This is a genomic window from Pseudoalteromonas spongiae UST010723-006, from assembly GCF_000238255.3.
Lineage (GTDB): Bacteria > Pseudomonadota > Gammaproteobacteria > Enterobacterales > Alteromonadaceae > Pseudoalteromonas > Pseudoalteromonas spongiae.
The window spans coordinates 2,608,624-2,629,191 of sequence record NZ_CP011039.1; the positions used below are offsets into that span (position 1 = coordinate 2,608,624).

Genomic DNA, 20,568 nt, shown 5'->3' on the forward strand with positions numbered 1-20,568 from the left:
CGCAACTAACAAGAAAATAGATTAAACAATAATGCAAACAGCAATTTTTGGTGGTGGCTGCTTTTGGTGTATTGATGCGGCATTTCGCCGTTTAAAAGGCGTGCAATCGGTGCTATCAGGTTACAGTGGTGGTCATTTAGATAACCCAACTTATCAAGATATTTGCACCGGCTTATCCGGTCATGCCGAAGTAGTGAAAATTGAATTTGATGAAAAGGTCATTAGCTACTCAACACTATTACAAATCTTTTTTGAGTTACACGATCCAACACAATTAAACCGCCAAGGTAATGATGTTGGTACACAATACCGCAGTGTTATTTTTTATCTTGATGATGTTCAAAAGCTAGCGAGCTTAAAAATGCTGGCGAGTCAACAAGTACTTTTTGCAGACAAAATTGTCACTGAGCTAAGCCCTGCGACACTTTTTTATAGTGCTGAAACATACCACCAAGACTATTACCGCGATAACCCTAATCAACCTTATTGCAGTATTATGATTGGCCCTAAATTAGCTAAGTTCTCTGCTAATTATGCGACATTACTAGCACAATAAAAAAAAGCCGCAACTTGCGGCTTTTTTTACAAAATGATTCGCTGTTAAATCAACCGATTAAAAATCGTACGCGATACCAACAAATAACTGACGACCAATTTCGTTATAGTGATAAAACGCATCATTTACCCAATCGCCATCGATATCTACGCCATAACCTTGACTTGGAATGTACTCTTTATCAAATAGATTTTCGATACGAGCACTTACGGTTAATTGCTGTTGAATTTGGTAGTTTGCAGCTAAGTCCCACACAATGCGTGATGGGATTTTATTAATTAGCGTCGATTTTTGCTCTGATTGATATGCAACACTTAAATTAATATCTAAATCTTGCCACTGCTTAACGATGCTGTAACGTACATTTTCTTTTGCAACAAATGGTAAGTCACTATATTTTTCAACTGCGGTCGGTGAGTTATCCACTTTCTGCGCGTCGATATAACTTACATTAAGCGTGTTATCAAAACCGTAAAATGCAAAATTAGTGGTTAGCTCTACGCCTTCATAACGTGCTTCAGCAATGTTAAATGGTGACCAACGATATGGGTTATCCGCTGTTGGTGCTGGTGCCCACGCAATTTTATTGGTTAGCTCGTTACGAAATGCCGCAACATCCACACTTAAGCTATCAAAATCAATACGTAAGCCAAGCTCACGGTTAACTGATGTTTCAGCTTCAAGCTCTGGGTTACCTGATCCTGGGTAGTATAAATCGTTGAATGTAGGTGCTTTGAAGCCAGAGCTTTGACTTACACGCAGTACTGCGTCTTGATGCAGGTTAATACCACCCGCAATGTTATACGTTTGCTCAGATCCAACTTCATCATAATCATCATGACGCACAGCCACATTAGCTAAAAAGTTACCGTCATCGTAGTATGCGCCAACAAATGCAGCATAAGCATTGCGACTTTTTTCGTCATAACTGCTCGTTGTATCAATCTTGTCTTGATGCCAGTTTAAGCCGCCGTTAAAGTCGATTTGTTCAGATAACTGATATGTCGATAAATAATCTAGCTGTACACGCTCTGTTGCAAAGCGGCTAGTTGGTTTAGTGCCAAACGTATCATCTTGATCTTGGCTAAACGCAACATCTACTTTATGGCTAAAGTCACCTAACTGTTTAAACCAATTAGCATTTACATGGTAGTTTTCATATTCGGTTTTATCTAATGAAGACTCTTGATAATCAAAATAATTGTCAAACTCTACTTCGCCCGTTGAATATTGAGCAATAAAACCTAATCGACCTAACAACGCATTATTATGAGTAAGGTTTAACCCTAGGTTTAAGTTGTCGTAACCATCTTTATCTGGATCGGCAAAGTTTGTTGCATCGTTTTCTAATACGTCAAATCCTTCAGTGCGCTCATAACCTGCATTAAGCGCAATATCCACGTATTCAGTAGTAAAACGTGACGTGCCTTCTAAGCTCGCATAACTATTAGAGCCTGTTGTTAATGCAATGCTGTGACCTTGTGATTGACGCGTAATAATATTAATAACACCCGCTAACGCGTCAGAACCATATTGTGCTGCGCGAGAGCCTTTTACTACCTCAATACGCTCGACTGAATTTAATGGCAAAGTTGATAAGCTTTTATAACCTAAGGTTGCTGAGCCTACGCGCACACCATCAATTAAAATAAGCGAGTAACGAGATTCTAAGCCACGTACAAACAGGCTCGCATTTTGCCCTTGCCCACCATTACGGTTTACTTGAATGCCCGCTTGCGTTTCTAACACATTTAACACATCACGCACATTTAATTGCTCAATTTGCGCACGGTCAATAACTTGCACGCTTGCCAGAGTTTGGTCAATTGATTGCTCAAGCTTATTCGCGGTAACAACAATAGTTTCAATATCATGCTCTGTTTGAGCATCAGTTGTGTTAGCTGCAACGAATGAAGAAGACAAGGCAAGGCTAAGCGCCAAACCTAACTTAGATTTGTGATACATATTATCCCCTTGTGCCCACCGCACAATGTTAATCGTTTTAAGAAACCAATTGGCCGGTCTCCGGGCTGAGCATTTTATTTAATACAAAATACATCACCGTTGCGGGGGCAGCGTTGGACTTAATAAGGCAAAGACTTATGCACCAACTTCCCGATTATCCGTTGTTATGTTTGACCCACTATTTTTCTGAAGCGAAGAACCAAAAATTTAACGGCACCAATAGGCTATAAATTTAGGCGCGTATTGTGGAGGGGATAAGTGAAAATGTCAATTTTAGAAGTCTAAACCGCTAAAAACAGCTGGTAAACTGTTCCCTTATTGTTTCTATAAAAGGTCATTTAGGAGTAAACTTTATTACTCACACAGTGACAATAGATTTGTAACGGATTCAACTATGAAACAGTTAACTAAGGTACTTCTTGCCTGTAGTGCATTTTTGACTCTACACGTAAGTGCATTACAACCGCCCACGCAAGAGCAGCTAAAACGCTATAAAGCCGAAAAAACGTTTAGCCAGCGCGCTTTGCAAGCAAAATCATATGGTAACCACCAGCGTTTACACCATTTGCCGCAACTGCGAACAATGCAAAATAAAGCAGATGAAGCAAACCCATTTGAAGGGTATTTTCCGAGTTTAGGCACTCCTAAAATGTTGGTGCTGCTAGTTGAATTTCCCGATTACTTACACAATGAAAGCAACTCTCAAAGCGCAATTAACAGTAAAATATTTGGTGAGGGCAACGCCAGCAGTTTCCCGTTTGAAAGCCACCGTGCATTTTACCAGCGTTCGTCATATAACAAACTTGATATTCAAGGTAATGTACTTGATTGGTATAAAACCGAGTACAACCGTCCGCTTGACGATGGTACCAACGCTGCACAGGTAAAGCAGCAAATCATCAAAGAAGCAATTGAACACCACGATGCGCTTGGCCATGACTTTAGCCAATACGATAACGACGGCGACGGCGACATCGATTATGTTGCGGTGATTTGGACCGGCCCTCCTGGCGAATGGGCAAGCCTTTGGTGGGGTACTTTCTCAGGTTTTGGCGACAATTCATTTACCGTCGATGGTAAAACCATCAGCACAATTTCTTGGCAATGGCTGGCCTATTCGGAAGGGCAAGCATTTTCACCGCTTGTACTTATTCATGAAACCGGCCATGCACTTGGCCTGCCTGATTACTACGATTACGATGACAGCATTGGTCCGCGTGGTGGTACAGGCGGCATGGATATGATGGATAATAACAGTTCAGATCACAGTGCATTTAGTAAATTTGCACTTGGCTGGCTGACGCCGCAGTTTGCATCAACTTCAGATACCAACTATCAACTTTCAGCCACATCAACTAACCAAGATGCGCTTATTTTACGCAGCGATACAAGTGCCACCAATAAGTACGACGAGTACTTTATTGTGCAATACCGTGATAGAAGCGGTAACGACTTAAACTTAAACGCTGAAGGTTTAAATATTTGGCATATAAATTCAGAGCTCAATAGCTGGGGCTACTTTGCCAACGATAATAGCTACTCTGACAACAAACTTATTCGCCTCATTCAAGCTGATAATTTAAATGAAATTGAGCTAGTTGCGGCCTACGCTGATGAAAACGATGTATTTACTACGGGTGATAGCTTTTCACCTCAAACCCTGCCAGCGAGTAAAAACTATGCCGCAAAACATACAGGCGTAGACATTCAAAACCTCAATACCGATGGCAATGCCGCTACATTTAATGCACAAGTATACCCTAGCATTGCGACTATTTCAGTCGGTTCTATTAGCGATAAATCACTGATTGCGCACAATGCACAAGCAACCATTAGCAGTGACGACTTATCTCAAGTTGATCATGTTGAATTGTTAATTAACGGTGAACTTAAAAAAACACTATCCGCACCGTTTGACGTGAATTTTGCAGAGCTTATTACTGAGAATGGCCAACTAAACTTGCAGATTAATGCCGTTACCGCAGAAGGTTATAAAAGCGCTGAATACTTGAAAGTATTCGCATACAACGGTGAATCTTCAGCAGTGCACTTTCATTTAGATCACTCATTAAATGCGGAAACAAAACAAGTTTACGATAGCTTGACCTTGCCTGTTTACTATTCAGACTTTTTATTCCCGCTAACCAGCACCAACTTTAAATTTGTCTCTGTCGATTTTGGTGAGTCTCGCACGCCTTGGAATAGACTCGACGATGGCACACTGCAAGCATTCGGCCGTGACCGTAAAGCAACCAGTGAAGAAGTATCATTTATTGATAACTACTCGCGCTTTAACAGCAAGCTTATTATTGCCGGTGAAAATGTCCTTAGCCTATCGCCTGAACTTAGCAATACACTCGATTTAACGGTAACCAACACCGATGTTCGTGTAGAGCAAGTGGAAAGTATCGCGCTTAATAATGGGCAAACCGTGAGCCAAACTATCATTGCTGAGGATAGCATCTCACCGCCAAGCTCTGAGTTTATTACACAACAAAATGCAACAACCTTTCTTAACGCGAAAGGTGTGTTTTATGATGACATTGAAGGTAAATGGAAAAATGAGTTTGGCCCGTGTGGCATTCAAGGTGCTATCAATAACAGCAAACTAATTGTGAATACTTGCTCACTAAGTCACTTATCTGCTGGCAGTAAGTCTGCGCTGATTTCACATTATCTTGATTACCTTGAAGTTGAAGATACGGTAGACAACAACCTACTACCGATTATTCAACTTGAAACCACTCATTATGTTACCGAAGGCGAAGCTGTGGCGCTAAGCGCAACTGTAAGCGATGCTGATAACGATCCTATCACGCTAGCTTGGCAGCAAATATCAGGTACTGAAGTGGCAATTGCAGATAGCACAAGTGCAAACCTAAGCTTTACCGCACCGCAAGTGCAAGCAGACGAAAGCTTAACATTCTCGCTCACAGCAGATGATGGCAAAGGTAGTACAACCGCATACATCACTGTAAACGTTATCAATGTAAATAAGCTTCCAGTTGTCGAAATTGATGCACCTCAATCAGTATTAGCTAATGAGCTAGTGACTATTTCCGTCTCCGCGACAGATGAAGACGGCGATGCACTAACCTATGAGTGGCAACAAATCTCAGGCCCTGCAATTGATTTAGCAGGTAATGCCAGCAACACTCTCAGTTTTACAGCACCAGATGTAGTAAGTGATACCGCTATTAAGTTATTTGTGTCGGTATCTGACGGTAAGGGCTCTTCAGGTGTTCATATTTCAATTGATATCAAGCGTTCAAATCAAGCACCGGTAGTTACAATCGGTAATGATTTATCAGTAAATGAAGGTGCAACGGTCACGTTAACCGCAGAATCGAGCGACCCAGATGGTGATGAACTTTATTACAACTGGAAACAAACCAGTGGTCCGGCAGTGAATTTAACCAGTACAGATGAGGCAAACTTAGTTTTCACAGCACCTAGCGTTGATAGCGATCAAGTACTTACATTTGAAGTTACAGTGAGCGACCAATTACTAACGAGCACAGCAAGTGTTCAAGTAACTGTTAAAAACATTGCTCCTCCAACTACTGAAGCAACATCAAGTTCTTCAAGCGGTAGTTTATTTGCAATGTTAGGGCTTCTCACCCTAATTAGCTTACGCAGACGAAGTTAAGATTACACCATAAAGAAAGAGCCACATTTGTGGCTCTTTTTTTAATTTACATCACCAAAATAATTGGTGATTTTGAAAACCCACCGATTAATCGCGGAAGTTTTTAAACTGGAACGGTTGCCCTAATTCAGCTTCGCGAACGAGTTGCATAATAGCTTGTAAGTCATCGCGTTTTTTACCTGTTACGCGCACTTCTTCACCTTGAATCGCAGCTTGTACTTTATATCTTCCTATGAACACTTACTATACTCTTGTTGACATCATTACTACTAGGGTTTGCATTAAACGCAACGTCAACAAAACAAAAAGGTAGATATATTCTTTGGGATAATTATGAAATTCAAGTACGGATTTACGGAAGTTTTTTGTGGTGGTCGGAGTTTAATAACAGCAGTGCTATTTACTGAAAACTTTACCTATCACAAAGCAAGCTGTCACTTCCTCCTAGAAGTTGCTAAAAAGTCAAAATCAGGTAGTAAGTCGACAGTAAAGGGGCGTGCAAGTGATTTGACTCGTTACCTAAACGTAATTAGTAAAACTGATTCTTCAGGCCACTTTTTCCCATCTGATTACAGAGAAATCACTGAAAGTCAGATGAACACTTATTTAATGGATTTAGTAAATAATGGCCTCCAAGATGTATCTATTACTAGGCACATATCTACCCTTTCAGAGTTTTATTGCTTTGCATATAAGCACGGTTACATTGATGAGCCAAAAGAGTTTTCATACAGTGTTAGAACCTTGTCGGCTAAATTGCAATTAGCTGATAGAGCCACATCCACCATTCTTTCGCAATATATCCAAGAAGAAGACTTTAATAATATTCTTGCCCATATACCTACGAAAGATATGTTCAAAAGATCTCGTAATGAGATGGCTCTAAAGATGGGGTATTTTCTTGGTGTTAGGACACATGAACTTGTTAAATACGGCAATTTTGATATTGAAAACCTCAAAAAACAATTCCCAAATGATAAGGTCGGTTTCTATGAAGAGGCTTTCATTAAGATCACCGGTAAAGGTTATAAGCGCCGTTCTGTACCAATATCTATGGAACTAAAAAAAGACCTGTTTCGTTTTCTGTACGGGGATTTAAGTAAATATGTGGGAAAAAACCTTTTTGAGAAAAAGAAAGGTACCCCCATGACCAGTGCATCTTATGCTACAAAACTTTTTAGATCCTCTGTAGATGAATATCTGTCGAAGAATATTACTCCAGCGGAATTAAGGAGCTCTTATAATCGATGGGTTTTTCATTCACTTCGACATACGTGCGCGACTAACTTTGTTACATATTGCGAGGATATGGACATGGGTAGGTACGATCCGATGCTCAGCTTGCCTCAATGGATGGGACACGAAGATGACAACACAACTAAGCTTTATATCTGTGCGGAAGCCTTGTTATTTAAACGATTAGAAGTGATTAAGAAGTTAGATCGTATGAGCATTTAGATTCGACTTTAAAGGAAAGCTATGAGTAGTATTGATACATCGCACGTAAAGAGCATCTCTACAATAAACTGTAGGTTAGATAAGCTAGAGGTGCCTGCTGAAACCGAGCACCCTATCCTGCAAGCTATATGGTTTAAATTTTATTCTAAGAAGTTTGCTAAATTAGGAGATGGTTCGGTGAAAATTTGGGTTAGGGGAGCTAACAAGCTTTACCATTTCCTGACAAATAGAGGATATACTGCTATCAATACTACGCCAGTAACAATTTTTAACGAATGGGCAATAACACTGGCGCAAGATAAAGATAGCTCTAAATCCTATTATCAAGTTAGACCTTTTGTCACAGCGGTTAAAGATTACTTCTTTGCTAAAGGGTCATTGCTGAGCATTGACGAATATGACTTCTTAAATCAAGTGATTCAAGAGTTCGATATTCAACGAAGAAGTAGTAAAAAGAAACCACCGCTTTCTATGATGTTTTCTAACTGTCCTTATGGTGATGATGAATTATTAGTGTCACTAAGGCTAGTGTGCGCAAATATCATTCTGTTAGAGCAAAAAGCTAAAGATACAATATTAAACCAAGAATATTGTAGGCATTTTTTAGAGTTTGAATGCGACTCAGTATCCAACCCTTACTATCTTCAATCATTTAATAGTGGGAGTAATGAGTGCCGTACAATAATGCTTCCTATTTTCAAGGCTATTTTTGAAGAAAATAACGAGTTTGCTAAAGAGTGTGTACTAACAGAAGTTTTCAGCAATTATAATTTCGATTATTGCCTTAACTCCAGTAATGTGAGTGATTTATACGCTGAATTTATTAGCCCCAAGAAAAAACTTATTGAGTCTCCGCTTTCTGTTGCTGATATTGAGGAAATGAAAAGTAAGTTAAAGCATTCAAAGCCATCTATGAGAGCCTTAGGTGAAAAATATGGTTGTACAGAGTATGACGCAAGAAGATCTATTGAGGGGTATTTTCCCGAAAGTATACCTCGTGATGTAGTGATAAATATAAGGAATGAATATAGTAAACCGCACTACACTCATTCTGATGCTCAAAAAGAATACGGCATAAAAAAGCACACTTTGGTACGTCTTCTTAAAAATGGTGGGCATTCATATAAAGTTGTGACCTCCCCTTCTAAATCAAGGTATATGACATCGCATCTAAATATTGATTCGCTCGGGCTGACTGGAAATTCCTGGACTTGCAGGTATTTTGGGGTTTCAAACCTAACGTCACTTAACCCAATTCAAGAGTGGGCGTTGTTTTGCCTATTAGCCACCGAAGGTGTGCAAACCACAGGAGTTCAAAATCTTGTATTTTCTGACATAAAAGAAACTTCCAGCATATCCGGCAAGCAAACAATTCAGTTCGATTATATAAAAAATCGTTCAACAATATCCTTATCAACAGCTCTACATTCGAATAAAGATACCCCTGATGTATTTTATCGAGCATACAATTGCGCAGTTTCTCAAGCGAAAAGAGCAATAAAATATAGAAACACCACTGAAAGTGACAAAGTTTTTGACTCTACTATATTTTCCTTAAGTAAATTCTTGAATAGTAAGGGCAGAGGAGCCCACATCCGAGAGCGATTGCTTAATAGTAATTCAGTGTTAAGAAATGCATTAGGAGAACTAATATCTAATGAACAGTTAGAACCATTTTTATGGTTATTAGAGAGATTAAAAAAATCAGGAAAAGCACTTCCAATTAGTCCTATACATGAATCGTTTGTTCTTGTATCAAGTGTAAATACGACGATAGGTAGTCACGCAGACGCTGCTGCACGTTTGTCTGGTCATTCAAAGAAAACAGAAGAAGATGTCTACTACAGTAGATATCCACGTATCGTTAAAGAGAAGATATCTGACACACCGTCACTATCGTACCGAGTGGCAGAAATGATGTCGAACTTTGCTGATGACATAAATGATATGCTGTCTAAAACTGAGGTATTAAATAAGTCTGATGTAAAAAGCTTATTAGGTTTAAATCACATCAGTGATGCAGTCGAAGACATTGGCCTGTTAGGTGAATTTAAATCAAAGCAAAAGACTGTATATGTAGCCACTGCAAGTACCGCTGCTCTTATATTGAGAAGACTAGATCATTTAAAAGCTGAGATTCCCAGGATAATACAGCATCAAAGAAGCAGTAAAAGAATCGTAACGGCTGTACTGAAAGAGTTTATCCAATTGTCTGAAGTATTGGCAAAGTTTCCTAAAAATGTACTTTCTGAAGGCGAAAAGCATTCGAAGAAGCTTCCAACTTCACTCTTTCCTCCGATAGTGTAAGGAAAAAGAAATAGTGCATTCTACCCTGCCGATTAATACCCTCAATGCAGAGCCGTTATTGCCGCGTAAAGATATTGATGTATTCAAATCAGATGACTGGTTATTTAAAGACCCCGATAATGGTGTGTTTTATCATCGGAATATGAATATAGCGGGACTAAATAAGAGTTGGAAGCAATCTCTTAAGCATTACATCCTGCATAAATTCGGAGGATACAAGGGCGATAAGCGCTTCATTAGTGCATCTAAGGTTAGTGTTAAATGCGTTGTCGAAAATGCGGCGAACTTTCTAAGGTGGGCCACACTGCACCACCCAGACAAGTATCTAGTTGACTTGAAAGAAGCGGATATAAATGAGTTTGTTCGACACTTATTTGACGAAAAAATGGCATATGGAACCGTTACGTTGAAAATGCAGATGCTAAGAGACACTTATAAAGCGTATCGTCATAGACATATCCCTGATGGGTTGATGTTTGAACTTGATTATTTAGGGAGACTTCCTAAGCCTAACTCTATCTTGCAAGTTCTTTGTCAAGAATACGGCCTTGATTTTGCCGAATGGGGTTCTAGAAAGTCACATGGAAGCATACCTGTTTATGTTGCAATGTCTCTTTTAGCCTATGCCATTAGAGACTTACGTTCCAATAAGACTAAATTTGCAGTTGGCTTTTACGGATTGTTAAGAAAGTATAATGAATCCCAATATGTTACAGCTAACTTTCGATTTCTAATAAACGATTGTTTTGACTTTTACACTCAGTTTAAAAAAACAAAGTCACGAGATCTTTATAAATTTCATTTCACTCCCCCAGATCAGCCTGTTTCTAAGTTAAGGGAATACTATTACGCTTGCAAGAAGTCTGGAAAAAACTGTAAAGCTGAAGATTTTTATTATGAAAAAAAATTACACCAAAGCATTACCGCTGTACAGAGGTCTTTAGACGCAAATGTGGAAAAGTGGGATGTATATTGGGATCTGGGCAACGACTTTATAAGCGTTGCAGAGCAATATTTAACAAATGAAGAGACAACAAAAGACGTGTTAGAACACGTAAGGTCAACTTTAAGATATGCCGCATTAACAGTAATGCTCTGCTTAACAGGCTCCCGCTCTTGGAGTGAAATATGCAACATGAGAAACAAGGATGTAGTTGCAGACGCTGATGACCCCAAGAGTATTTTTTATACTACGCCGATAAAAAAGACTAATCATGGCATTAAAGAGGTTCGAGTAACGCACAACTTACTTAAAGAAGCGGCTGATAATCTCAAATTATGCAGGTTAAATTTGGATGGTAATATCTATCTGTTTAGTAATGATTTTTTAGGGGTACGAGCTAAAGGGAACCTAAATGATTTATCAAGGGTTACTAGTCATAGAATGTCTCAAGCTTTAAAAAAATACTATCTTTGTTTTACTGAAGCGCATCCTGAGATGGGCAAGGAACACAAAGAGATAAAAGCGCACCAATTCCGCCATACGTGGGCTGAGTTTGCATTAAGAATGTTTGAAGGCAATGTAGTTGAAGAGATTCGCCGTCACTTTATGCATAGCTATGGTTCGTACATGACCGATCATTATACATTTAATAAATTAACCAAGGAAGTTGCAGATGACTTGGTTAAGAAATATCTCAAGGAAGTTTTACGCAGAATAGTTGATGAGGAACTCCAAGCGACTGTTAATAGACTTTTTGTTAAAGACTTACAGGGAATTGCGGTTGATATTTTATCCAAGAGCGTTGATCATCAAGTCGTTACGTCTGATCGCATCGATGACTTCCTAAATGATTTGGCTGATGAATATGTTCATGTAAAAGCCCATGAATATGGGTATTGCCTTTCTCGAGCCTCATTGATAAAGCACGCTAATTGTTTTGATAAAGAAACAGGGACACCAGACTATGACGGGGCCTGCTATTCAACTTGCGTAGGTTGTGTAAATTTTTGTGCTTCTAAGATCAATAATGAAGCTGCTCTTATACGTCAGTCAATTGCTCATCAAGAGTTTGTGAATAATAGAATAAGCATCTTAAATGTAGGTGAGAGCGACCCGCTAGTGAAGGAGTCATTAAAAGCTGTGAAGGAAGGAAAAGATATGTTGAAGAAATGGAAGGCAGCGTAAATGAACATTGATGATATAACAAATTTTGATATTGATAATTGGCTTGAAGCGAGCGACGATACAATTAAAGCTCCTGAATGGTTAAAGCCTGGTGCGGAGAGTGCATTTTATAGGGCTTTTGAGGCTTTAGTAGAAGTGTGCAAAGCAAATATCATGGAAGCTCACTCACCAGCCGAATTAACAATTAGCAAGTATCAAGTCAGTAATACAGATGTATGCAACAACTTAAATAAACAACGGAGCGCGTTGCGTCCTAAAAGGTATCCAAAACTGGTGAATCATATGTATGACACCAACGCTATGCTCAGAGCCCTCCGGAAGAGGGAAATAGATAAACACTTGCAGACACAAGGTAGTAAGAACAAGCCTGAGCTTGTTATCGAAAACCAACAATTAAAGAATGAAGTAAACAAGCTAAAAGGCTTACTGCACAGAGAGTTCGTGGATATGATTATAAAGGAAAGCGACAGCTTAAAAATTCAAGACAAAGTACAAAGGATATCTGACCTAGAAGCACGAAATGAGGAATTAGAGCGCCAAGTGGCAAGAATGTCTCTGCAGTTAAGAAAAAACTTTGGGATGGTTGAATAGTGACAGCCCCCAAAAACTTAACGGTCTTGAAAATACTGTATTTAGAAAAGCGTTATATTCCATATCAAAAAAGCATAAAAAGCTAAGTTAGGGTTATCGAGAAGCTTTTCTATAAAACAACAACTGTGGGGCATTTTCGCTCTAACTTCCTGAAAGATTGCATTAGTATCGTTGTAGGAGAGGAATAAAGTGTGAATATTTAGACCTTGGCTGACACATTTTTGTATATTTACTTTGTGTTAGTTGAGGTTTTAGATGAACAGAAAAGAAGAACAAGAAGTTAGACGTAAGCTTAAGATTTTAGATCACGCAAAAGAAACCAGAAATGTTAGTAAAACCTGTCGCTACTGGGGGGTATCCAGAGATACGTTTTATCGTTGGAAAAAAGATTATGCAGCTAAAGGAGAAGCAGGGTTAATCAACTCTAAGCCATGCCCCGAAAATCCAGCTGTTCGAGTTGATCCGGTCATCGAAGAAAAAATCTTATATTTACGTAAGAACTATCATTTTGGGCAAGCTAAAATTAGTTGGTATTTAGCTCGTTATCATGGGCTAAAAGTATCCATATCAGGCGTTTATAGCGTGCTTTGTAGGCATGGACTTAATCGTCTCCCCCAGAATCTTAGAACGCGGCAAGTTAAATCCGTAAAGAGGTATGAGAAACAAGTTCCTAGGCACCATGTTCAAGTTGACGTTAAGTTTTTAACCTTCAAGGACAAGTCAGGCAGGAAGGTGCGTAGATTCCAATATACAGCTATCGATGATGCTACACGTATCAGAGCATTGAAAGTCTACGAAAAACACAATCAAGCATGTGCCATCGACTTTATTGATTACGTTGTTGGCAAGTTTCCGTTCCGCATTAAAATGATACGTACAGATAACGGCCATGAATTTCAATCTAAGTTTCATTGGCACTGCGAGGATCTGGGAATGCTGCATGTGTATATCAAACCTGCTAGTCCTAACCTCAACGGAAAAGTCGAACGCTCTCATCTAACCGACAAGAGAGAGTTTTATCAGCTATTAAACTATAAAGGAGACGTAGATTTAGAGGCCAAATTGGCTGAATGGGAGGCGTTTTATAACTACCATAGACCACATGGTGGCTTGAAAGGAAAAACGCCTTATGAGATTCTAGTTTCGAAAATGAGAGCCTAGTTATAGTTTGTCAGCCGAGGTTTCGAGACCCACAAATAAAGTTTTTAACCTTGGGGTGATCGCTTCGCCCCTTAACCTTGGTGAAAGTTATTACTTAAAATATGTTTTCTAGCTCTAAGCCTTATTTTAAAAGGAATAGAGCTAGGGTATTTACACGTCATACTTTTAGTCATAAAACATAATGAAATATGGGTAAAATTACGACAAATAATTCATACTATTGTCATTTCACATCATGTTTGTTTTTCGCTTGTTCTCTGTTATTTTCATGATGCTCATTCAGTTCATGCCAAAACTTATCTAAACCCCTTTTAGATTCTAGCGATATGTGAAGCCTATTATTGCCCCAATTATTAGCAGAGATAAAACGCTGTAATAGTTGGAGATCATATTCTGCCCAATTATCCGCATGTTGGATATAAGGAATATCTGTAACCCAAAACCTTAAATCTCCGGATGTTATTCTAATAATTGATGAAACAACTTCCCCATATTTGGTCCACAACCCCCTGTAACTCCGGCAAATCTCCCCTCTAGAATAGATTTTTTTACTTTTACAGACTGTGAATAAATTATCTAGATTGACAATGTTCAAGAAAGTATATGTGTAAGCTGAAAGAATATCATTAGTACCTTCAAATCCCGCTCTTAGCTTTACTAGTTTTCTATAGTACGCAGGATGAAAATCGGATTTAAGTTTACCAATAAATTGTCTTGCTGATTTCCAAGTACCGTCAGTTTCAATAGACTCATTCGCAAATAAATCTAACTCTACCTCTAATTCAATAATTAAATCAGATAGCTTTTCATTGAGTGCCCAAGTTTGTTTGTAACGTTCAATTATTAAAGTATTTTTGGTTTTTATTGCCTCTAGCAGAATCGATAGCTCATGCTGTCCTTTGGTTCCTGAAAATTTTGTAAGGCTATCTAGCCCCCATTTTAAGAGTAATTCGTACATCACAAATACCTACAAATTAAACTCTATAAGCAGAATTCCCAAAAGCATTAGAATAGCTCATTGATTTTTTTGAACATATCTTCGAATCTGTCCAAGGTTTCTTTTGAGAAAAAGTCAGAGTCCAGCCCCATAGTGAGTAATTCTTGAGATGGTTTATAGTGATTAAATCTCTTTCTTCCAAGGATAGATTGAATTTGTGTCAGAATTGTTGGTTTCTTTTTATCTAAATCTTCTGCTGTAATTCCAGCGTGCTCGGGAAAAGCTTTTGAAAATATATGAAGGTACTCAGAAGTTTCAAATAAATCTTCAATATCAGCTTGTGTGTAATCCTCACCTGCAAACTCATCAAAAAAGCGAATATTTTTATCTTTAATTATTTTTGATTTCACTAAGTTATCAATTCTTTGTGCACCTTTAGAATTATTAAACGAATCAAGTAAGCACGATACTTTTAACTTAGATCCCCTTAACAACGATATGAATGTCGCAACTTTATCCAAACCTCCGACGGGTACAATAGTGATATCGTCCTTTAAACCCACTAAGTTAAGGCTTTCAAGAAGGTTTGACATATATATCAAATAATTTAGATCAGAAGGCCCCTCAACTAACAAATTGTTCTTAGAGACAAACAAGTTTTGAGCAATATCATACCCAAGAGCTGCCTGGAGAGGAAACAAAGTGTCTGGATCTTTCTCTTGTGTGGCATTCGAAATAATACTGCCTTCTTCTGAGTCATAAACAGTCCTAACTCGATGTAAAGCATTGGACTCAACCATGAAAGGTGAGTGAGTCGTATATATAACCTGATATTTATCAGATAAATCATTGATGAATCTCAATAGGTCTGCTTGAGCGGACGCATGAAGATTTAATCCTGGCTCATCTAACAGCAAAATAAAGTTATTGTTTTTATCATCTTGAATCTTACTGAACCAGACTATGAAAGAGAAAAACCAATTGAATCCTTTGCTTCTATTTTTTAATGGCAACGTAATTCTATGACGTCTGTTTTTTACCCTAATATCAAGTATTTTCTCGGGGCTTTGATGTGGGTGATGTATCGATTCAATTTTAAATTCGATTTCTAGGTTGTTGTTCGTAGACCAATACTCAAATATTTGATCTGTTATTTCATTTGATGTTGATTCTAATTCTGCTATGAAAGACTCAAAACTAGACGAGTTAATTAGTTCTTCCACATCAATCATAGCTAATTCAAATAATGCCTTGGCCGTATCGAGCTGTTGTTTGGTTAGCTCCTCGCTTGTTGTCTCATTACGAACAGAATTGATATTGACTCTAGACGGAAGAGAGTGATACTCATCAAAATACCAAAATCTTGGCAACCTTGGGGCTATATATCTTTTGAAAACATAAGCATCAATTAGCTTCCTTTTCCAATCGTAAGCCTTGTTTACAATATTATTTTTTATGTGAGCAACGAAATCTTGAAGCTCTTCATTGTTACTGACATCCAGTTCTGTAACTTCTAATATTGTTTTGAGGTTTTTTAATATATCTTTAGTTTCACTACTTACACTTAGCTCATTTTGAAGGTTATCAATATATTTTTTTTCATTACAATTGATATGGTACCAAGTTCTTCCCGAACCATACCTGCTAGAGACAGTAAAATAATCTGTTGTAAGAACCCCATTCCCTAAATCTTCATTAATTTCATCAATGGTATTTTTATCCATCTGAAATTTACAAATAATAGGTTCGCATTGCTCACCGGCTCTCTGGTATTTTTTTAATTCATTACGAGGGTAATCTTTAACTTCGTCAAACTCAAAATCATTATCGTTTGTGAAATAGTTTAGCTTGGCGAGAGCCTCTAAAAATGCCGTTTTACCACTTTCATTTTTTCCTACTACTGTGGTGACATCATCTTCTATCTGAACTATCTGCTCATTACCGTAACTCTTATATCTATTGATCTTAGCTTGTTTCAGAATAAACACTCAGTAACTTCCTTTTAAAATCGAACTTGATAACTTTTTTTGTTACAAGTAGTTATAACACCTTAACTCTATGGAAGCTATCCCATGAGATTTTATAATGCGTATCTATATTCGGGGTCTCGATAAACTTCAACTTCTCGAGTATAAAAGTCATTAATAATCATAGTGATTGAAGTATCTCCTAATTAGACCTGCACTATCTTATGCTAAGTCATAATAATTTGAAAATTCAATCACCAAGGTTAAGGGGCGAAGCGATCACCCCAAGGTTAGAGACTTTATTACTCTCTCACAATCGACTTCGGTCTCTAAAGTTAATGTAGATTTATGGTATAGATTATTAAAACTACTAATTCTGCTTTTTAACTAATTTTTTAAAGGCTTAGGTATATTGCGTACTAATTCTGTAAAAGTTTCTTCAAACTGGTTACTGTTAAAATTGCTCAAATGTACTCCTGTTAATTATTAAGCGGTTCAGACCTAGGCGTATAGTGCAATACCATTTAAATTCAAGGTATTTAAGTAAACTAAATATTGGCTTTTTTGTTTTGAATCGCTTTGAGGCGGTCAGAGAATTTAGCCTCATCATCTTTAGTATTTATTTAACTAAAACTTGGTTTTGTAATTACTTTCCTAAGACTTATCACTTCTTTATTAGTCGTTAATTCGTATGCTGCTTCATTTGTAATGAAATATATGATTTTCGAATCACTGAATAACTTGATCCCGTTTAACTCTTCTCCATTTTTCAGAGTAAGCTTTCGGCAAGATAAGATTCGGTTTTCTTTTTGCTCAGTCCATTCAACAGGTTTGCAAACTGGAGATGATATTAACTTTTTCCCATCTTGCTCACCTGCAATCGACCCTAATGACATGATTAACCAAAAAAACAACAATATAGAAATAAGCATAACCGTCACGATTATCTGCAAAATATAACCACCGCCAAATCCGATCGTTATCGCTAATGTTAGGTTTTTTATGTTTGAAGTTGCTTCGGTAGCTAAGCACTTTTGGCTTGATTGTTTTGGTGAGTCATTTTTAAATTTTCGGTAGACATAACCGAATATAAGGGGGATCGTAAAACATACGCCTGGTAAAGCATGTACTAACTTTGGAGTAAGAATTTCGATAGTAAATGCTTGGTTTAAAGTTGATAGTAAGCCCTTAACCGCATAATAAACAGACTCGTCTGGCGGAAGGGAAAGAGCTACGTATTCAAATCCTGCACCAGCGAGATAAGATTTTAGGTAACTCAAGCCAAAAAAATGTGTATAAGCAGTTATAAACCCAATGATAGATAAGATGGGGATAACCCCCCAAGAGCTTGGTTTTTGGCTCGTTATATCTTCTTTTTCCATGTCAAATTTATTGCTCTAAGTCCTTTTTTTAGTGTGCCACAAACTGTGCCCATAAGGAAATCTTTGTTGACATATGGTTTTGTAACTCAATGAATTTAATGGTTTTGTGGGAGTCTGCCTATCCAGCTTATAGGCCGCCTTTGGCATAATTAAGTTTATACCAGTTTGATTAGACCCAACTCATCTAGTAGGGGTTATTGAAACAAAGGTGGCTAATAAAGTTGAACTGACTAATTTGTTACGGACTTTTGTTTGTGCTCCAACTCACATACTAACTTGATTTTCTCATCTTCAGGTAGTTGTTCGAATAATAAAACAAATTTGGCCATTTCATCGCTTTCGCAAAAGAAGTAGTTTAGCGGCACATTCAACTCTTCTGCTATTCGCTTTAATGTTTGCAGATCAGGTGTATGTCTACCTTTTTCGTAATGATTCATTCTACCACTCGCAGAACTGGGCTCCAGACCAATTCTAACTCCCAGATCTCTTTGAGATATATTTGATCTTGTCCTAGCTTCTTTAAGCCGAATTGGGAGGGGGTTAATAAAATCCAAAAGTAAATCATAATAAAAAGCTGGTGCTTAGATTCTCTAAGCTTTAATCTACCATGTATACTTAGGAATCCTAAGCTAAAATCGAGGAATAAGAAAGTGAGTAAACCTTACTCAAATGAAATTAAGTTATCAGCTACAAAAAGAGTACTTATTGGTGGAGAGCGAGTCGCTGAAGTAGCTAAAGACTTGAAAATAGGACAAAGTACATTATATGCATGGCTCAATGCCGCTAAACAAGATCGCAGCTTAAAGGGTAGCTTAATTATTAAAACACTGGAACGGCGTCTCGAGGAGGTATCAGAAGAACGTAATATCCTTATCAAGGCTGCATCAATTTTTGCCAAAGAGCTGTAAAAAATATGAAATTCAACTGTAGCTATAAGTGATATTTAGTAACCCATATCTGTTCCTGCCGTCTCAGTAAATAGCTTTGGACTTAACGTTTTGAGCGAGGAATGGACAGTGGAGTAAACTCGTTTTGGACAGAAATGCGTTAGGACGAATGCGCGCTTTGTGCCAACAACTAACATTCGTAACGCGTTGATAATTGGAAAATTTTGCTGGGTTGATTTTTGCCCGCGAAGCGGAATAGCGAAAATCTACACAGTAAAATTTATCAGATTAATCAACTTGTTAGAGGCTGATTTTACTAAATCCAATACCTATTGAAGTCATACAACTAAACAGAGTAATGAAGATTACAACTTTTTTAAAGTATTCTATTCCTAACAACACAGGTGGTGGTTTTCGCTCATATAATATTATAATCCTAACAGTACTAGGTTGTTGATTACACAATATTTTATAACCTAAAGCACAAGCGAAACATACAAAAACAGTGCCTCCCCCAAGAGTGAAAAATCCAACACCGACTATTTGGTGACTTGGTGGAAAAAGGCCAATCGTAGATAAAAAAGATCCAATAACTGATTGGAAATAGATAACAAACATACCAAATGCTATCAAGGCAATCTTCTCATTTTTATACTTTTCTATACCATTCCCTACTAAAATGAATTTAAACGAAATTAAAATAATAATTACTAATGTTCCTAATTTCCCCCAAAGCTGTGCGGTTGCGGTAAAAGGTAAAGCATTGACCATATCAGGAACTCTTATCTTAATATTATCCTGAAGCCCGAAACGAAATAAATCAGAATTTGCCCAAACGGTTAAAGATTTATATGTCTGATACCCATGTCCATAAGGGTCTTCATGGTAATTTAAATAACCAAAAAGCCTTATTGTTCTGTATGGTTCTAACAAAAATATTGCAACCAAAAGCAATATAACCATAAGGCAAAGTAATTCAAATGACTGTCTTCTCATTCCCGCTAAAGCAAAATAAAAAAAAGATATTAAAAATATTGATTTTATTTGCATCATATTAGGTTGTAACGTTGTTAAAAATACCAAAACTACAAATAGCGTTAAATAACCTAATTTTTGACGTTTATTTAACTTTACTAAATACCTGCCAACTGAAGAATAAAACATGACAATGCAGAAACTTACTACAGGCGCTGTTTTTAAATTTAATAAAAATACAGTTCTAGTTGCCCCACTAATAGACACGCTAAAAAGACTAGAAGCAGTCACAAAAATAGCGAGAAGCAACCATAATACAGGTTTATTCGTAATTTTATTTAAAAAGTAATCTGATTTGTTATGTTGTAAGGTTAAGAACAAAACAATACCAATTAGTATGGAGGAAAAATGTTCTGTAACTTGCTCACTTGTTGGGCTTGTTAAATAAATCAATTGAATTGAGCCACAAAGCAGCAAAAATGAAGTGATTGCTAAAAATAAATAAGGAGATTTGCTGTCAATAAAAGGTGAAAAGCGCTTTCCAACGTTTTCAAGTTTCTCTATCTGACCCAAGTAATTTTTAATATCCATATATAGCAACCATA

The 20,568-nt window shown here is 37.6% G+C and carries 14 protein-coding genes, 1 pseudogene and 1 riboswitch; of the genes and pseudogenes, 8 read left to right on the plus strand and 7 right to left on the minus strand.

The genetic code is table 11. The annotated features are described in order from the left end of the window. Positions 1-31: 31 nt before the first annotated feature. Entirely contained in the window at positions 32-556 is a 525-nt protein-coding gene (gene msrA, locus PSPO_RS12065) for a peptide-methionine (S)-S-oxide reductase MsrA (RefSeq protein ID WP_010562035.1), read from the plus strand. 57 nt (positions 557-613) lie between these two features. Here msrA and PSPO_RS12070 read toward each other — a convergent pair whose 3' ends face one another. After that, positions 614-2,521, minus strand: a complete 1,908-nt coding sequence (locus PSPO_RS12070) for a TonB-dependent receptor domain-containing protein (protein WP_010562036.1) — start codon at positions 2,519-2,521, stop codon at positions 614-616. Positions 2,522-2,555: 34 nt separating this feature from the next. Next, positions 2,556-2,715: riboswitch (cobalamin riboswitch) on the minus strand. Between the two features lie 200 nt (positions 2,716-2,915). Between PSPO_RS12070 and PSPO_RS12075 the strand changes: the two genes are divergently transcribed. Beyond that, positions 2,916-6,170, plus strand: coding sequence for a M6 family metalloprotease domain-containing protein (locus PSPO_RS12075; RefSeq protein ID WP_010562037.1), 3,255 nt, complete (start codon positions 2,916-2,918; stop codon positions 6,168-6,170). A gap of 87 nt (positions 6,171-6,257) precedes the next feature. Here PSPO_RS12075 and PSPO_RS12080 read toward each other — a convergent pair. Then, positions 6,258-6,398 (minus strand): annotated as a pseudogene (locus PSPO_RS12080) (nucleotide-binding YajQ family protein); the annotation flags it as partial. 105 nt (positions 6,399-6,503) lie between these two features. On the opposite strand from PSPO_RS12080, the gene PSPO_RS12085 reads away from it, so the two are divergent. The 5 genes from PSPO_RS12085 to PSPO_RS12105 all read left to right on the plus strand — a co-directional run bounded on the left by PSPO_RS12085 (position 6,504) and on the right by PSPO_RS12105 (position 13,815). Then, entirely contained in the window at positions 6,504-7,628 is a 1,125-nt protein-coding gene (locus PSPO_RS12085) for a tyrosine-type recombinase/integrase (protein WP_010562039.1), read from the plus strand. 21 nt (positions 7,629-7,649) lie between these two features. Next, positions 7,650-9,935, plus strand: a complete 2,286-nt coding sequence (locus PSPO_RS12090; protein WP_010562040.1) for a hypothetical protein — start codon at positions 7,650-7,652, stop codon at positions 9,933-9,935. 13 nt (positions 9,936-9,948) lie between these two features. Beyond that, positions 9,949-12,063: a site-specific integrase gene (locus PSPO_RS12095; protein ID WP_010562041.1), complete on the plus strand. Its 2,115-nt coding sequence runs from the start codon at positions 9,949-9,951 to the stop codon at positions 12,061-12,063. Then, positions 12,064-12,654: a hypothetical protein gene (locus PSPO_RS12100; protein WP_010562042.1), complete on the plus strand. Its 591-nt coding sequence runs from the start codon at positions 12,064-12,066 to the stop codon at positions 12,652-12,654. Between the two features lie 255 nt (positions 12,655-12,909). Then, on the plus strand, positions 12,910-13,815 hold the full coding sequence (locus PSPO_RS12105; RefSeq protein WP_010562043.1) for an IS481 family transposase: 906 nt from the start codon (positions 12,910-12,912) through the stop codon (positions 13,813-13,815). Between the two features lie 223 nt (positions 13,816-14,038). Here the strand turns inward: PSPO_RS12105 and PSPO_RS12110 are convergent, their stop codons facing one another. From PSPO_RS12110 to PSPO_RS12125, 4 genes are all read right to left on the minus strand, one after another. After that, a complete protein-coding gene (locus PSPO_RS12110; RefSeq protein ID WP_010562044.1) occupies positions 14,039-14,773 on the minus strand; it encodes a hypothetical protein in 735 nt (244 codons plus the stop codon). Positions 14,774-14,820: 47 nt separating this feature from the next. After that, complete coding sequence (locus PSPO_RS12115; RefSeq protein WP_010562045.1) at positions 14,821-16,740, minus strand: AAA family ATPase; 1,920 nt, start codon at positions 16,738-16,740, stop codon at positions 14,821-14,823. 602 nt (positions 16,741-17,342) lie between these two features. Next, on the minus strand, positions 17,343-18,101 hold the full coding sequence (locus PSPO_RS12120) for a hypothetical protein (RefSeq protein ID WP_010562046.1): 759 nt from the start codon (positions 18,099-18,101) through the stop codon (positions 17,343-17,345). Between the two features lie 230 nt (positions 18,102-18,331). Next, positions 18,332-18,655, minus strand: a complete 324-nt coding sequence (locus PSPO_RS12125; protein WP_040641308.1) for a helix-turn-helix domain-containing protein — start codon at positions 18,653-18,655, stop codon at positions 18,332-18,334. 96 nt (positions 18,656-18,751) lie between these two features. Between PSPO_RS12125 and PSPO_RS12130 the strand changes: the two genes are divergently transcribed. Continuing rightward, the gene (locus PSPO_RS12130) at positions 18,752-19,009 is read left to right on the plus strand and encodes a transposase (protein ID WP_010562048.1); all 258 of its coding nucleotides are present in this window, start codon (positions 18,752-18,754) and stop codon (positions 19,007-19,009) included. 279 nt (positions 19,010-19,288) lie between these two features. On the opposite strand, the gene PSPO_RS12135 is transcribed toward PSPO_RS12130, so the two are convergent. Next, complete coding sequence (locus PSPO_RS12135; protein ID WP_010562049.1) at positions 19,289-20,554, minus strand: FtsW/RodA/SpoVE family cell cycle protein; 1,266 nt, start codon at positions 20,552-20,554, stop codon at positions 19,289-19,291. Between the last annotated feature and the right edge of the window lie 14 nt (positions 20,555-20,568).